The organism is Roseixanthobacter psychrophilus, from assembly GCF_043195195.1.
GTDB lineage: Bacteria > Pseudomonadota > Alphaproteobacteria > Rhizobiales > Xanthobacteraceae > NCEH01.
This window is the reverse complement of the sequence record NZ_JBAFWT010000004.1, coordinates 261,109-276,730: the sequence shown is the minus strand read 5'-3', so window position 1 is coordinate 276,730 and position 15,622 is coordinate 261,109. Positions and strand designations below refer to the sequence as shown.

12 protein-coding genes are annotated in these 15,622 nt (G+C 67.0%); 6 read left to right on the top strand and 6 right to left on the bottom strand.

The genetic code is table 11. The features are described 5' to 3' along the window. A partial coding sequence (locus tag V5F77_RS06870; protein WP_429004589.1) for an EAL domain-containing protein occupies positions 1 to 1,670 on the top strand: 1,670 nt, incomplete at its 5' end. A gap of 56 nt (positions 1,671 to 1,726) precedes the next feature. Here V5F77_RS06870 and V5F77_RS06865 read toward each other — a convergent pair. Beyond that, positions 1,727 to 2,536, bottom strand: coding sequence for an alpha/beta hydrolase (locus V5F77_RS06865; protein WP_429004588.1), 810 nt, complete (start codon positions 2,534 to 2,536; stop codon positions 1,727 to 1,729). Between the two features lie 302 nt (positions 2,537 to 2,838). Here V5F77_RS06865 and V5F77_RS06860 point away from each other — a divergent pair, with 302 nt between their 5' ends. Next, positions 2,839 to 3,090: a hypothetical protein gene (locus V5F77_RS06860; protein WP_429004587.1), complete on the top strand. Its 252-nt coding sequence runs from the start codon at positions 2,839 to 2,841 to the stop codon at positions 3,088 to 3,090. Positions 3,091 to 3,130: 40 nt separating this feature from the next. Here the strand turns inward: V5F77_RS06860 and V5F77_RS06855 are convergent, their stop codons facing one another. The 4 genes from V5F77_RS06855 to V5F77_RS06840 all read right to left on the bottom strand — a co-directional run bounded on the left by V5F77_RS06855 (position 3,131) and on the right by V5F77_RS06840 (position 7,185). Beyond that, positions 3,131 to 4,090, bottom strand: a complete 960-nt coding sequence (locus V5F77_RS06855; RefSeq protein WP_429004586.1) for a TRAP transporter substrate-binding protein — start codon at positions 4,088 to 4,090, stop codon at positions 3,131 to 3,133. Between the two features lie 85 nt (positions 4,091 to 4,175). Continuing rightward, the gene (locus V5F77_RS06850; protein WP_429004585.1) at positions 4,176 to 5,324 is read right to left on the bottom strand and encodes a mandelate racemase/muconate lactonizing enzyme family protein; all 1,149 of its coding nucleotides are present in this window, start codon (positions 5,322 to 5,324) and stop codon (positions 4,176 to 4,178) included. A 23-nt stretch (positions 5,325 to 5,347) separates the two neighbouring features. After that, positions 5,348 to 6,634 (bottom strand): TRAP transporter large permease, encoded by a 1,287-nt coding sequence (locus tag V5F77_RS06845; protein WP_429004584.1) that lies wholly within the window; start codon positions 6,632 to 6,634, stop codon positions 5,348 to 5,350. After that, positions 6,631 to 7,185 carry a TRAP transporter small permease gene (locus V5F77_RS06840; protein WP_429004583.1) on the bottom strand — a complete coding sequence of 185 codons (555 nt, stop codon included), beginning with the start codon at positions 7,183 to 7,185 and terminating at the stop codon, positions 6,631 to 6,633. The genes V5F77_RS06845 and V5F77_RS06840 overlap by 4 nt, the downstream gene beginning before the upstream one ends. Positions 7,186 to 7,929: 744 nt before the next feature. Between V5F77_RS06840 and V5F77_RS06835 the strand changes: the two genes are divergently transcribed. From V5F77_RS06835 to V5F77_RS06825, 3 genes are all read left to right on the top strand, one after another. Next, complete coding sequence (locus V5F77_RS06835) at positions 7,930 to 8,946, top strand: ABC transporter substrate-binding protein (RefSeq protein WP_429004582.1); 1,017 nt, start codon at positions 7,930 to 7,932, stop codon at positions 8,944 to 8,946. Positions 8,947 to 9,103: 157 nt separating this feature from the next. After that, the gene (locus V5F77_RS06830; RefSeq protein ID WP_429004581.1) at positions 9,104 to 10,576 is read left to right on the top strand and encodes an aldehyde dehydrogenase family protein; all 1,473 of its coding nucleotides are present in this window, start codon (positions 9,104 to 9,106) and stop codon (positions 10,574 to 10,576) included. 28 nt (positions 10,577 to 10,604) lie between these two features. Continuing rightward, the gene (locus V5F77_RS06825) at positions 10,605 to 12,278 is read left to right on the top strand and encodes a thiamine pyrophosphate-binding protein (RefSeq protein WP_429004580.1); all 1,674 of its coding nucleotides are present in this window, start codon (positions 10,605 to 10,607) and stop codon (positions 12,276 to 12,278) included. 263 nt (positions 12,279 to 12,541) lie between these two features. Here V5F77_RS06825 and V5F77_RS06820 read toward each other — a convergent pair whose 3' ends face one another. Next, complete coding sequence (locus V5F77_RS06820; RefSeq protein ID WP_429004579.1) at positions 12,542 to 13,429, bottom strand: transglutaminase family protein; 888 nt, start codon at positions 13,427 to 13,429, stop codon at positions 12,542 to 12,544. A 362-nt stretch (positions 13,430 to 13,791) separates the two neighbouring features. Between V5F77_RS06820 and V5F77_RS06815 the strand changes: the two genes are divergently transcribed. Further along, complete coding sequence (locus V5F77_RS06815; RefSeq protein ID WP_429004578.1) at positions 13,792 to 15,621, top strand: SLC13 family permease; 1,830 nt, start codon at positions 13,792 to 13,794, stop codon at positions 15,619 to 15,621. The last annotated feature ends 1 nt before the right edge of the window (position 15,622 follow it).

Genomic DNA, 15,622 nt, shown 5'->3' with positions numbered 1-15,622 from the left:
CCCAAAGCTATTGTCAAGCGCGTTCAAATGCGATTCCCCTGCCGCTCCTGCGGCGCAAGCTTGAGGATATGGCGCTGACGGTGCAGGCTCGTCGCGTCGAGGGATTCGCGGCGGCCCTTGATCTGGTCAAGACCAATGACGGCGAGTACCTGTCCCGCAAGCTCGAGCAGTCGCTCGCGGCGATGACCGTTGCGGCGCAAGGCACGCTGGCGGAGCATCTCGGCGACATCGACAGCGGCAGCGCGTGGGTGCGGTGGCTGATGGGGGCTGGCGCGGCCCTCGCGCTCCTCACGATGCTGTGGGCCACGTGGATGCTCTACACCGTCGCCACCACCGACGCGCTGACCGGCCTGCTGAGCCGCAACCAGATCTGGGAATTGTTCAGCGCGCGCAATGGCGGCGCATATTCCAAGATGGCCGCGATGCTGTTCGTGGATATCGACCGCTTCCGTTCGGTCAATCAGGTCTTCGGCCCGGCGCGGGGCGATGCGTTGCTGGCCCAGATCGGCCGGCGCCTCAAGCGGATTGCAAGGGGGCATCACGTGGGGCGCCTGGGCGGCGACGATTTCGCCATCTGCGGGATCGGGATCAGCGCGTCGGAAGCGGAGGAACTGGGCATCGCAGCCGCCGCGATCATCGCCCGCCCCTTCACCATCGATGGCCGGAGCCTGCATCTCACGGCCAGCATCGGGGTCGCACACGTCGACACATCCGGCGATGTGGACCTGCGTCAGGGCGCGGACGACGCCATGTATGTCGCCAAATCCCGCGGCGGCAACCAGGCGGTCGCGTTCGTGCCCTCGATGCATGATTCACGCAAGGAGCAAGCCGAGCTTGAGGAGCATCTGCATTTTGCGCTGGACAGTGAGGCGGAGTTTTCCGTCGTCTACCAGCCGGTGGTGGGCATCGCGAGCGGCAAGCTGATCGCCCTCGAGGCGCTGGCCCGGTGGACCCATCCGCTGCTCGGTCCGATCCCGCCATTGTGCTTCATCGAGCTGGCGGAACGCAGGGGCTTGATCATTCCCCTGGGCCTCAAGCTCATGAGCGTCGTCGTGCGCCAGGCGGCCATCTGGCACGCGCGCTATCCCGGGAGATGCCCGGTCATCAACATCAACATTTCTCCGTCCCAGTTCGCCACCGGCGACGTCATCGCCGACCTGGTCAAGCTGCTCCTGCTTCACAACCTGCCGCCCAGCTCGTTCTGCATCGAGTTGACCGAGCGTGCCTTTGCCGACACCCACGCCCTGCGGGCCTTGAAGGATGCGCAGCAACTGGGCTTCAAGGTTGCCATGGACGATTTCGGCATCGGCTATTCCTCCTTGTCACAACTGCCGCGCCTTCCCCTCAGCTCCATCAAGCTTGACCGCAGTTTCATCTGCAATGCCTCGCAGAGTCCCGGCGACGCCGCGATCCTGATCGCCATCGTCCAGCTCGCCCATACGCTGAAGCTCGATGTGACGGCCGAAGGCGTGGAATCGCCCGAGCAGCTCAAGCTCGTGGCCGAGGGGGGATGCGATGCCGTGCAAGGATATGTCTATTCCCGCCCGCTGAGCGTGGAGGCGCTCGCCCCCTTGATGTCGGGGGAGAGCGCGTTGCTGCCGAAGCCGCCGGAAGATGAGAGCCGGGCCTCGTTTTGCACCGCTGCGCCCACACCCGCGCTTCCGGCGTGAGGGTGGCGGGCGACCGGCGGCACGGCCAAACGCCGCCGGTGCCTGTGGCGAGGCACCTATGGCTGAACGCTGCGCACGCCCTCGGCGGTCACTGACGGGCTCAAAGCCCTGGCCGCGGTCTCGATGACAGCCGCCACCTCCTTGGGATGGGATTCGTACACCGAATGGCTGGCGCCGGGGATTTCGACCGTGTGGCTGTTGGCCCGGGCGTAGTACCAGCGCTCAAGATCGGGATTGATGATCTGGTCGCCGCCCGCGACCACGCCCCAGCTCGGCTTGGTCTTCCAGGCGGCGGCGGTCAGCGGCGTGCTGAAGACGCTGGCCGCGGCCAGGACCTGCGAGCGGGCGACGAAGTCGGCGCGGGCGCGCGGCAGGTCGGGGGCGAACAGCTTCGGGAATTGCGCGGGGTCGAGATAGGTGTAGCCATCCGCCGTCTTCTCGATGGCGCCCGGGGTCTTGGCGAGCACGCTCGGGGTCTTGCGGCCGAGCGCGGCCTCGTCTTCCCCCACGTCGGGCGCATGCGCGGCGACATAGACCAGCCCGACCACCTTGGGGTCCACGCCGGCCTCGGTGATGAGCGAGCCGCCGTAGCTGTGGCCGACGAGCAAGGTCGGCCCATCCTGGAGATCGAGTACCCGCTTGGTCGCCGCGACATCGTCCGGGAACGAGGTTTCCGGTTCCTGCACCATGGTCACCTTGAAGCCGTCCTGGGTGAGGATGTCGTAGACCGGCTTCCAGCCGGACGCATCCACCCAGGCGCCGTGGACCAGGACGATGTTCTTCAGCGGCTCCGCCTGCGCCGATGCGGCGGTGGCCAGGAGCAAAACGGACGCAGCGAGAAGAGGGAATGCTTTGGACGTCTTCATGTCGGGAAGTTCCTGTTGGATTTTCCCGTGATATTACAGGCGCCCGCCGATCCGATATTTCCTCGCGCCCGCTCGTTTGTCTGTATCGCACGTCACCGGCGACGGTTGGCCCGGAGGAGGTGCGCCAGCGACCCCGGCGCAGGCGCGGCCGAAGACCCGGCGGAAGCCCTTGGAGACGCTATGAATAAATCTGTTCAAGGGCGTCCCGCGCGGGAACCAACGGCAACGCTGATGGTTGTCCATGGCTGCGACCTGATGCCCGCGCCCCCTGGCGCGGCATCCGACCATCTGTGCTGGGACCCATGGCCAACTGGAAACTCAAGCTCTCCCGACCCATCACCCTGTCGCGAAGCGCCGGCGGACGGACCCTCGTGACGCTTCGCGACGCGGCCGGCGTGCTGCATCCCCGCTTCGATAAACTGCGTTGTCCCACCAAGACGCTCGCCATCGAGCTGCTCGGGGAAGCCGCCGAAAACGAAGGCCGCGAGGCGATCCGGGACGCGACCGATCAATTGGCCCGCTTCCTCGCGGAGCAGCGCGTGACCCCGGCCTAGGACAAGGCCGCCGGGAACCCTTGCCCCCGGCGGCGCGCGTTCACTTGGTGTCGCGGATCGCGTCGAGGGTCTTCTGGCCGAATTGCTGGGAGAATTTGGCATAGGCGGGCTTCAGCGCCTCGGCGAACTTGGCCTTGTCCACCACGTCCACCACCATGCCGGACTCCTTGAGCGTCTTCACGCCGCTGGTCTCCAGTTCCTCGACCTTGGCGCGCTGCGCGGTGATCGCCTTGGCGACGCCGTCGCGGATGATCTTCTTGTCCTCGGCACTCAGCTTGGCCCAGGCCGTGGGAGAAATCATGATCACGGTCGGTGCGTACACATGCCCCGTCAGGCTGAGATACTTCTGCACCTGGAAGAACTTGGCGGTGATGATGTTCGACAGCGGGTTCTCCTCGCCATCCACCACGCCCTGCTGCAGGGCCGGATAGAGCTCGGGCCAGGCGATCGGGGTGGGGCGGGCGCCGAGCTGGCTGAACGCGGCGATGTGGATCGGGTTTTCCATGGTGCGGATGGTCAGGCCGGACATGTCGGCCGGGGTTTCCACGGCGCGCTTGTTGTTGGTGAGGTGGCGAAAGCCGTTCTCCCCATAGCCCAGGCCCACCAGGCCCTTGGTGCCGAACTTGGCGAGGATGTCCTGGCCGATCTGCCCGTCGAGGACGGCCCGCGCATGGGGCGCGTCGCGGAACAGGAAGGGAATGTCGAACACCAGGACATCCGGCACGAAGTTGCCGACCACCGAGGTGCTGGTCATCGCCATGTCGATGGTGCCGAGCTGGAGGCTCTCGACGATTTCCCGTTCGCCACCAAGCGTCCCGCCGGGAAAGATATCCACCTTGATGCGCCCGCCGGATTCCCCCTCGACCGTCTCCTTGAACGCGGTGGCCGCCGCGCCGAAGTGGCTGTTCATGGGGTTCACGAAAGTATATTTCAACGTCGTCTGCGCCGAAGCGCTTCCCATCGCGGCGAGAAGCAGCGCGCCGATCATCCAAGTCTTCATGTTCATCTCCTGGCTCTCGTGGGGTCGGATTTTTCAAGAATTCTCAAGGTTCCCGGCGGCTCGGCCGGGAGCGTGCTGTGCCTGATCAGGCGATGCGAAAGCGCGCGATCATGGCCGGGTCCGGGTCCAATCCGAGGCCGGGCGCGGTGGGGACGGGCAATTTCCCGTCCACGGGGAGCGTCGCGCCGAGATACAGCTCGTCCTCGAAGTCGCAATAGAGCCGTTCGAGCATGGGCACGGCGCGCTGGGAGGCGCTGATGTGAAGGGTGGCGATCTGCCCCGGCCCGAACAGCGCGCAATGGGGCAAGAACTCGATGGCACTGGCCTCGCAGAAGGCGGCGATCTTCATGAGTTCGCTGATGCCGCCGGTCTTGGCGACGTCGGGCTGGGCGATGTCGATCGCGCCGGCATCCACCATGGCGACGAAATCGTGCAGCGAACCGGCATTCTCTCCGGCGGCGATCCGGTGGATGCCCTCGGCGCGCACCCGCGCGAGGCCGCGATAATTCTCCGGCGGCCAGATCGGCTCCTCCAGCCAGAGCAGCTTCAGGTTCGCCATGCGCTGCTCCATGGCGAGCGCCTCGGCGACGCTCCACGGACAATTGACGTCGAGCATGATGGCGGCATCGTCCCCCGCCGCCTCGCAGGCCGCCGCGATCTCGGCATAGCCCACCTCGTGCAGCTTGATGTGGCGATAGCCCTCGCTAATCGCGCGGCGGGTGGCGGCGGCGACCCCCGCCTCGGAATCGTAGCGCAGCAGGCTGGCATAGACCTCCACCTCCTCGGCGAACGCCCCGCCCAGCAGGTTCACCAGCGGCTCGCCCGCCGATTTCGCGGCGATGTCCCACAGCGCGATGTCGACCGCCGAAATGGCGTACATGGTGGGGCCGACGCGACCGAAATTCTGCAGGCCGAACTCCAGCTTGTGCTTGATCCTGGAGATCGCGGCGGCATCCTCGCCCAGCACCAGCGGCAGCACCCGCGTCTCGATCAGGCTGCGCAGCGAGACGTCCTCGGTGCGCGAGAAGGCTTCCCCCCACCCCACGAGGCCGGTGTCGGTCTCCAGCCGCACCAGCATGGTGTCGAAGGTGTTCTTGGGCGCGCTGGTGAAGGCCCATACGGGCTTGGCGTCGCTCTGGAAGGGGACCGCGACGAGGATGCATTCCGCCTTGACGATGCGTCCGGCGCCAGACATCGGCCTGAGGGTGGGGCGGGCACGTTGCGCAAGATTCACGGGCAACTCCGATCGATAACGCCTCATTTCGTGCCGAGGACATCCGGCAGGAACAGGCTGATGGCGGGGACGAGGGTGATGAGGCCGAGAACCAGGATCTGGATCGCGAGGATCGGATAGATTTCCCGGTTCAGAAGAGACATCGGAACCTTGGCGACCAAGCCGGTGACGGCCAGCAGGCTGCCCACCGGCGGCGTGATCATGCCGAGGTTGAGGTTGACGATGACGATGATGGCGAAATGCGTGGGGTCGATGGAGAGCGCCGCCGCCATGGGCGCGAGGATCGGCGCGAGCACCAGCACCCCCGGCAGCGGCTCGATGAAGATCCCGAACACCAGCAGGAACACGTTCACCGCCAGCAGGAAGGCGATCGGCGAGAGGCCGAGCGAACCGATCCACTGGGTGAGCGCCTGGGGCGCCTGGGCGAAGGTGAGCAGCCAGGCGAAGGCCATCGAAGAGGAAATGATCAGCAGCACGGCGGCGGTCATGAAGGCCGAGCGGGCGAGGATGCCCGGCAGCATGCGCCAGGTCAGGGTGCGATAGACGAACATGCCGCACACGAAGCCGTAGAACACCGCCACCACCGAGGCCTCGGTCGGCGTGAACGCGCCGGAATGCACGCCGAACACGATCAGCGCGGGCAGGATCAGCGCGGGAATGGCGATCCATGTCGCCCGCAGCGCCTGGGCGAGCGTCGGCGGCGTCCCGTCCGCCCTGAAGTTGCGTCGGTGGCTGGCATACATGTTGTAGCCGACCAGCGCGCCGGAGATCAGCAGGCCGGGCAGCACGCCCGCCACGAACAGGCGCGGCACCGAGACGCTCTCATCCTGCAGCGCATAGAGGATCATGACGATGGACGGCGGGATGATCGGCCCGACGAGCGAGGCCGCCGCCGTGATCGCCGCCGCATAGGCGGGCGGATAGCCGGACCGCCCCATCATCCGGATCAGCAGGGCGCCGGGGCCGGCCGCGTCGGCCACCGCCGAGCCGCTGATGCCGGAGAAGAAGGTGATGGTGAGGATGTTGGTATAGCCGAGCCCGCCCCGCTTGTGGCCGACGAACAAGGCGGCGAACCGCAGCAGCACCTCGGCCAGCGAGCCGCTGGACATCAGCTCCGCCGCCAGCAGGAAGAACGGGATGGCCATGAGCGGAAAGCTGTCGAGGCCGGCCACCATCTTCTGCACCACGATGATGGGCGTGAGGTCGGCCTGGGCGCTCGCCACCAGCGTCGCGACGGCGAGGGCGAAGCCGATCGGCACCCCGACGAGGAGCAGCACCACAAGCGCAGCGAACAGGATGAACGTGATCATGCCGTAGGCGCCTGTTCCGGCGAGAGGTCGTCGGAGCTGTCGAACGTGCCCCAGGCGACGAACCGGCCCGCCATCATGAACAGGTGCCAGAGGCAGAGCGCGAAGCCGACCGGGGCTGCGAGCGCCACCAGGGCGAACGGCATCCCGAGCACGGGCGTGGTCTGGTACCAGGAGCGCGCCACATAGGCCCAGCCGGCATAGAGCAGCCACAGCGTACAGCCGGCGACGATCAGCGCGACCACCAGGCGAAGCGCGCGCTGGAGCGGCAGCGACACCGCCGCCACCAGGGAATCCACCGCCACATGCCCGCCCACCCGCAGCACCGGCCCGATGCCGATGAAGGCCAGCCACACCATGATGTAGCGGCTCGATTCCTCGGCCCACACCAGGGTCCCGTTCGAGAGATAGCGCAGGGCGACGCCGACGAACACGAACACCGCCATCACCGCGAGCGCGAGGATCATCAGCCACCGGTTCACGAACATCACCGCCGTGTCCGTGCGCGTCACACCGCGTCGAAGCGCTGCGCCGAGACCTCCATCTGCACCCATCTCGATCTCCACCGGGCCGAAACCAGAAATGTTGATTGTCAACAATTGACCATAATCGAGCCCGTGCCACCGAAATGGTCAAGCCCATAAAGTCGCCAGCCGGGATCAAAAAATGAGCGGAGCTGTCGGTGGAGGCGCCTCGGGCGGGCGGCTCAGCCTCGCACGCCAGGAGTCCCGGCGGTGGCGGCAGTGCAGAAGGCGCGCCGGACTCTGGTCCCGTCCTGGCGGCTTGGTGCATCGCAAGCCTGAAGAATGGGCATGGCCCGTCCCCCTCCCCTGCCCTCCGCTTTGCCGGACGGCGCCGCCTGCGGCGGGCGGCGGAATGTGCCGGGAAGCGCCCGTTTGCGCGCACTCATCGGCTTTCTGACCGGCGACCTCACGCCCAGGGTGAAGCGGTTCCGCAGGAGAGCCGGGCCGGCTTTGGACGTCGCATGCGCAAATTGCGGGCACCGGACGCTGAAAAATTCACGTTGACGGACCGCTAGACTGTCAGCACGCTGATCACCACGAGAGAGGCAATGCTGAGACCGGGATGACCTGATAGTCAGCATACTGATTATCAGCGCCGATCCCTGTCTGCCGCGCCCTTCGCTCATGTGTTTGCTTTTGCGTGATCGAAAACAATAAAATCCAGAGTTCGCCGCGCCCCTTGAGACGCTTTCACTGCGAAATCATGGGGTTCGAAACTGCAAATGTGGACGTTGCTCAAGACGATCTTCATATTGATCAGAGGGGACTAAGACGATGTTGAAGCGCATCGTGCAGACCGGCGTAACGCTTGCCGTAATTCTTGCGGGAATGCAGGCCGCCAACGCACAGACGAAAATCCGGTTCGCACTCGACTGGATTCCGGGCTCCGCCCACGCACCCTTCCTCATCGCGCTGCAGAAGGGCTATTACAAGGCCGAGGGCCTTGATGTGACGGTCGATCCCGGCAAGGGCTCCACCGAGGTGGTCCGCCAACTGGCGGCGGGCGTCTACGACATGGGCTTCCCGGACATCAATGTCCTCGCCGAGTTCAACGCCCGCAATCCCGAGCAGGCTTTCCCGGTCGTGATGAGCGGCTATGAGCAGGCGCCGGCGGCGATCTTCTTCCTGAAGTCCAAGGGCATCACGGAGCCCAAGCAGCTCGACGGCAAGAAGCTCGGCTCGGCCGCGCACGATTCAACCTTCAAGCTGTTCCCGATCTTCGCCCAGATCAACGGCATCGATCTGCCCTCGGTGCAGATCCAATACATCGAGCCCAATCTGCGCGAGGCCATGCTCGCGCGCGGCGAGGTGGACGCCACCCCGGGCCAGCTCTTCAATGCGGTGATGCAGCTCAAGTCCAAGGGCGTGCCGGAAAGCGACATCGGCTACTTCATGTACTCCAAGTACGGCCTGCCGCTGTACAGCAACTCCATCGCCGCCAACAAGGCGTTCCTGGAGAAGAACCCGGAAGCGGTGCGCGCCTTCTTGCGCGCCACCATGAAGGGCGTGCGCGACATGGTGAAGGACCCCGAGGAAGGCGTGAAAGCAGCCCTCGTCTACCAGCCGCTGCTGAATGCCGACATCGAGCGCGAACGTCTCAAGCTGGCGATGGATTGCTGCATCATCACCGCCAATGTCCTGAAGGACGGGTTCGGCGTGATGGATACCGAGCGGCTGCAGAAGGACATCGAGCTGATCGCCAAGGTCAACAAGCTGCCGCGCGTGCCGACCATCAAGGAAGTCTATGACCCCTCCTACCTGCCGTCCAAGGCGGACCTGATGGTCAAGTGAGGCCGACCGGCCGGTCACGGCCGGACTGAACCAGGATGCCGGGACGGCAGGCGCCTCCCGGCATCTCGGCGTGCGGGGCCCCGAAGATGCGCGGAGCGCGCCCCGCCCCGACGGCACCGCGAGCCGAAGCTCCAACGAAAATGCCCACGAGGCCGTCATGACAGATATCGTCCAGGTTCCCTGCTTCATCGCGGGCCGCGAAATCCTCGGCGCGCGCTTCTTCGAGAAGCATAATCCCGCCACCGGCCGCCTCGCCGCCCATGTGGTGGAAACCGACGCGGACATGGTGGACCAAGCGGTGGGCGCGGCCCGCGCCGCACTCTCCGGCCCGTGGAAGCACACCACGCTGGAGGATCGTCTCGCGCTCCTGGAGCGGATCGCCGAGCGGATGGACGCGCGGCTCAGCGAGATCGTCGCGGCAGAGATCGCCGACACCGGCAAGCCCGTCACCATCACCAGCACTGTCGAGATCAAGCGCGCCATCGCCAATTTCCGCGCCTTCGCCGACATCGCGCGCGCCTCCGCCGCGGGCGGTTTTGAAACCGTGCTGGCGAACGGCGGGCGCGCCCGCAATCGCATCGTGCGCAATCCGATCGGCGTGATCGGCATCGTCGCGCCCTGGAACCTGCCGCTGCTGCTGCTGACGTGGAAGGTCGCGCCGGCCCTCGCGTGCGGCAACACCATCGTGGTCAAGCCGTCCGAGCATTCCCCGCGCACCGCCGTGCTGCTGGCGCAGATCGCGCGCGAGGCCGGCCTGCCGGACGGCGTGCTGAACATCGTCCACGGCCACGGCGCCGGCGCGGCCGGCAGCTTCCTGGTGAACCATCCCGGCGTGAATGCGCTCGCCTTCACCGGCGAGACGCGCACCGGCGAAGCCATCATGCAGGCGGCGGCGCAGGGCCCGCGCCCGGTCTCGCTGGAACTTGGGGGCAAGAACCCGGCGCTGATCTTCGGCGATTGCGACCTTGCGGCGGCCATCGCCGGCACCGCCCGCTCCATGTTCGACAATTGCGGGCAGGTCTGCCTGACCACCGAGCGCATCTTCGTCCATCGCTCGGTGGTCGAGCCGTTCGTGGAAGGCATCGCGGCGGCGGCGCGGGCGCTGAAGCCGGGCGATCCCATGGCGGCCGAAACCACCCTCGGCCCGGCCATCAGCGCCATGCAGCGCGACAAGGTGCTGGGCTATTACGCCCGCGCGAAAGAGGCGGGTGCCACCGTGATCGTCGGCGGCGGCGCGCTCGACATGCCGGCGCCGTTCGCCGACGGCTATTGGGTCGCCCCCAGCATCTTCACCGGCCTGACCGACGAGGCGGAGATCTGCCGCCGGGAAGTGTTCGGCCCGTGCGGGCACGTCTCGATCTTCGACGACGAGGACGAAGTGGTCGCGCGCGCCAACGCCACCGACTACGGCCTCGCCGCCACCGTGTGGACCCGCGACGAGGCCCGGCAGGATCGGGTCGCGGGCCAGCTCCAGAGCGGCACGGTGTGGGTCAATTGCTGGCGCGTGCGCGACGAGCGCGCGGCCTTCGGCGGCTTCAAGCGCTCCGGCGTCGGCCGGGAAGGCGGCGCCTGGTCGCTCGACTTCTATTCGGAAATAAAGACCATCTGCGCCCTGGAGCCGACCCGCTGAGGCACAGGCGCAAGGAGGAGCGACGCCCATGAACACCCATAGCCCCGCGCCCGCGGCGCAGCCCGCCGCCACGCGCAACGGCGGGCAGATCCTGGTGGATGCGCTGCGCATCCATGGCGCCGACCGGATCTTCGGCGTGCCGGGCGAAAGCGCCCTGCCGGTCTTCGATGCTTTGCACGAGGGCGAGAAGGGCGTTCGCTTCGTCATGTGCCGGCACGAGGCGAACGCCTCCCACATGGCGGAGGCGGACGGCAAGCTGACCGGCCTGCCGGGGCTCTGCCTGGTCAGCCGGGGGCCGGGCGCCATGCATGCGACCGTGGGCGTGCATACCGCCTGGCAGGATTCCACCCCGATGATCCTGATCGTCGGCCAGGTGCCGCGCACCACGCGGGGCCGCGAGGGCTTCCAGGAGATCAATTATGTCCGCGTGTTCGCCGACATGGCGAAATGGGTGGGCGAGATCGAAAGCGCCGACCTGATCCCGGAATATGTCAGCCGCGCCTATCACATCGCCACCCAGGGACGGCCGGGGCCGGTGGTGCTCTCGATTCCCGAGGACGTGCTCGCGAGCACCGGCGCGGTCGTCGACGCGCCGGCCTTCCACCGCGCCTCCCCCGCCCCGGCGGCGAGCGACATGGCGCGGCTGCGGGACATCCTGCAAGGGGCGCAGCGCCCGCTGGTGATCATCGGCGGCAGTACCTGGACCGCCGAGGCCGCAGGCAAGGTGAGCGCCTTCTGCGCCGCCAGCGGGCTGCCCGTCGCGGCCGGGTTCCGCTCGCAGGACCTCGTGAACAACGACCTGCCGCACTATGTCGGCCATCTCACGCTGGGCTCCAGCCCGGCCCTGACGGAACGGGTGAAGGCGGCCGACGTGCTGCTGGTGATCGGCGACCGGCTCGGCGAAATCACCAGCAAGGCCTATTCCGCGCTCGATGTTCCCGCGCCCAAACAGACGCTGATCCATGTGCACCCCGGCGCGGAGGAATTGGGCCGGGTCTATAATGCCGACTTGCCGATCCTCTCGGGCATGGAGCGCTTCGCCGACGCCCTTGCGGAACTGGAGCCGCTCGAGTCCGGCCCCTGGACCGACTGGGCGCACGCGGCCCGCGCCGAGTTCGAGGCGTTCCAGCAGCCGCCCACCCGCACCGCCGGCTTTGACCTCGGCAAGATGATCCTGCATCTGCGCGAGGTCCTGCCGGACGATGCCATCATCGCCAACGGGGCGGGAAACTACACCGTGTGGCTGCACCGCTTCTTCCGCTACCGGACCTTCGGCACGCAGATGGCGCCGAAATCCGGCAGCATGGCCTATGGCCTGCCGGGGGCCATCGCGGCCAAGCTGCGCCATCCCGAGCGGACCGTGGTGGCCCTGGCCGGCGACGGCTGCTTCCAGATGGCCTCGCCCGAGTTCGCCACCGCCGTCCATTACAAGCTGCCGATCGTCGTGATCGTCGTGAACAATGCGATCTACGGCTCGATCCGCATGCACCAGGAGCGGCACTTTCCCGGACGGCCGAGCGGCACCTTCCTGACCAATCCCGATTTCGCCGCCCTCGCCCGCAGCTACGGCGCGCACGGCGAGGTGGTGAGCGCCGACGCGGACTTCCCCGCCGCCCTCGCCCGTGCCCGCGCCACCGGCGGGCCGGCCATCGTCGAGGTGCGCGTCCCCTCCAACCAGCTCACCCCCGACATGATCCTCTGAGCGGCATCGCAGGGCGCAGTCGCGCGGGCGAAATTCGTCGGGACGAAGTTCGCCGGAATTTGCGGATTCATCGGTGGAAAGAACACTTTTCCAGCGTTTGACTCCGACGTTCTTCTTCGCCCGCCAAATGTTTCACATGAAACATTTGGCGCAAACACAGGCTTTGCGCCCCCCTCCCGGCCCGCTTGCCGGTAGGGGAAGGGGCGGGGAAGGGGCGGGGAAGGGGCGAAAATCCGATTCGCAGAAAATTCTTCGGCAAGGTCCTAAAACATCGGAACGGCCCGAACCGACACGTCCACCTCCATCGCCCGCAGGTCGCCGGCGCTGCCGATGAAGCCGCCGGAGATCGGGATCGCCTGTTCGGACGAGCGGGTGACGCCGACCCGGATGAGATTTGCGCCCGCCACCAGGCCGTTGGTGGGGTCGTATTCCACCCAGCCCGCCCCGGGCAGATAGACGCTGCACCAGGCATGGGTCGCCCCGCCGCCGACCGTCTCGCCGAAGCTGTCGGGATAGAGATAGCCGGTGACGAACCGGGCCGCGAGGCCGAAGCTGCGCAGCGCCTCCATCATCAGAACCGCGAAATCGCGGCATGTCCCGGTGCCCAGCGCCAGCGTCTCGGCGGCGGTCTGCGTCCCCGCCTCATGGCGCGCGCCATAGCGGAACTCGGCCCGGATGGCATGGGTGATCGCCTCCATCACATCCAGCGTACGGCAGGTGCCGCCATTGCCGAGGAACCGCCGCGCCCACTGGTCCACGGTATTGTTGGGGTCCTGCTGCTGGCGTTCCGCGAGGCGGGCGACATCGGGAATTTCCGAAGCGGGATAGGAAAAGGGAAACAGCTCCGCCGCCGGGTCGAGGCTGTAATTGGGCAAGGGCGGCCCTTCGGGATGGTGCGTGAGATCCAGCGTCGACACGATGTTGAGGCGCCGCGTGCGCAGATCCTCCGGCCATTCCAGGAAGCAGATGGAATTGTTGAACACATCATGCGCCCAGCGGATCGAACTCGGCTGCGGCTCCACCAGCAGATCGGCCCGGTGCAGGCGCAGGTCGTGGCTGTCGTCGGGGCGGATCATCATCCGATGGCGCGTCAGGCCGACCGGATTGTTGTAGGTATATTCGGTCGCGTGGACGATGTTGATCCGTGCCATGGGCCCTCATGCGGCAGCGTGTGCCAGCCTGGTCCGAAGAAATCAGATGGGAAAACGGGTGGGCCTCGCCGCAGGTCGGGCCAGGTCGGGCCGGCCGGTCCCTCGCATCCGCACATGCGCCGCGCCGATCTTTGCGTCGCCCATCCCAGTCCTCCCGGCCCGCTGCTCCCGGCATTCGCCGTGTCGCGGCAGACCGTAAAAGCCTGACCGTCGCAGAAGCGTCCACGATCTGTGTCGTGCGGCCGGCGCGCCGTCAAGGTTGCAATCCGGCGTCGATCCGGGGAAGACAGGGCCAAGCGTGGCGGCGGCTCATACAGGAGCCGCCCGGCCGAACCGCGCGTCGGCGCCTTCGAGGATCATTGATGAACGCCCAACTCGCCCTTGTGCTCCTGATGCTGGCCGTCGCGGTTGCCATGTTCATCGCCAACCGGCCGCGCATGGACGCGGTCGCGCTGCTGGTGATCGTGACCATGCCGCTGACCGGCATCATCACCATGGGCGAGGCCTTGGCCGGCTTCAGCGATCCCTCGATCGTACTGATCGCCGCCTTGTTCGTGATCGGCGAGGCGCTGGTGCGCACCGGCATCGCCCGGCGGCTCGGAGACTGGCTGGACGCCAAGGCCGGCGGCAGCGAGACGCGCCTCCTGGTGCTCCTGATGGCGGCCGTGGGCGGGCTCGGGGCCTTGATGAGTTCGACCGCCGTGGTCGCCATCTTCATTCCCGTCGTGCTGCGCATCTGCCAGAATCGCGGCACCGCGCCGAGCCGGCTGATGATGCCGCTGAGCTTCGCCGCCCTGATCAGCGGCATGCTCACGCTGGTGGCCACCGCGCCGAACCTCGTGGTCAACGCCGAGCTGATGCGCCAGGGCGCCCAGGGCTTCGGCTTCTTCAGCTTCACCCCGTTCGGCCTGCCCCTTCTGGTGCTCGGCATCGGCTACATGCTGTTCGCCCGGCGGATGCTGGGCGGCAAGGCGGGACCGGCCGTGGAGGCGAAGCGCCGGCCCAGCCTGCGCGACTGGGTCGAGGCTTATGGCCTCTCAGCGCGCGCCCACCGCGTGCGGCTCGCGCCCGGCTCCCCCCTGGCCGGCCGGCGCCTGGAAGAAGTGTCGCTGCGTGCGGCGGGCGTCAACCTGCTCGCCATCGAGCGCGGCACCCGCCGGACGCTGGACGTCATCCGCCCCATGGCCCGCACCCGCCTGGAAGCAGAGGATATCCTGCTGGTGGATGTGCTGGCGACCCCGCAGGAGCGCGAGGCGCTGTATCAGACCTGGCGGGTCGAACCCCTGCCGCTCGGCGACGGCGATTATTTCAGCGATCGCTCCCAGGAACTGGGCATGGTGGAGGTGATCCTCCCGGTCGAATCCCGGCTCGTCGGCAGCACGGTGCTGGAGGCGCGCGTGCGCTCGGAATATCAGCTCACGGTCATCGGCCTGCGGCATGGCGCGAAGGTGGTGGCGGACGACCTGCTCCACGAGCGGCTGAAAGTCGGCGATACGCTGCTGATGGTCGGGTTCTGGTCGTCCATCGGCGCCCTGCAGGACCATCTGGACGACATGGTGGTGCTGAACATGCCGGCGGAACTGGAAGAGGTTCTGCCCGCCGCGAGCCGAGCGCCCCAAGCCCTCGCGGTGCTGGGACTCGTGGTGGCGCTGATGGTCAGCGGCGTCATTCCCAACGTCCAGGCGGCGATCATCGGCTGTCTGCTCATGGGCCTGCTCCAATGCGTCGACTTCAACAGCGCCTATCGCTCGATCAGTTGGAAGAGCCTGATCCTGATCGTCGGCATGCTGCCCTTTTCGCTTGCCCTGCAACGCACCGGCGGGGTCGATCTGGCGGCCGACGCGGTGATCGCATTGGTGGGTGAGGCGGCGCCGCATCTGGTGCTCGGCACCATCTTTGTCATCACCGCGCTGCTGGGCCTGTTCATTTCCAACACGGCGACAGCGGTTCTCATGGCGCCGGTGGCGCTCGCCATCGCCAAGGACCTCGGCGCCTCCCCCTATCCCTTCGCCATGGTGGTGGCGCTGGCCGCCTCCTCGGCCTTCATGACGCCCATCTCCTCGCCGGTGAACACGCTGGTGGTCGGTCCCGGCCAATACAGCTTCGGCGATTTCGTGAAGGTGGGGGTGCCGTTCACCATCGTGGCGATGATCGTCAGCGTGTTTCTGATTCCGATCTTCCTGCCGCTTTAGG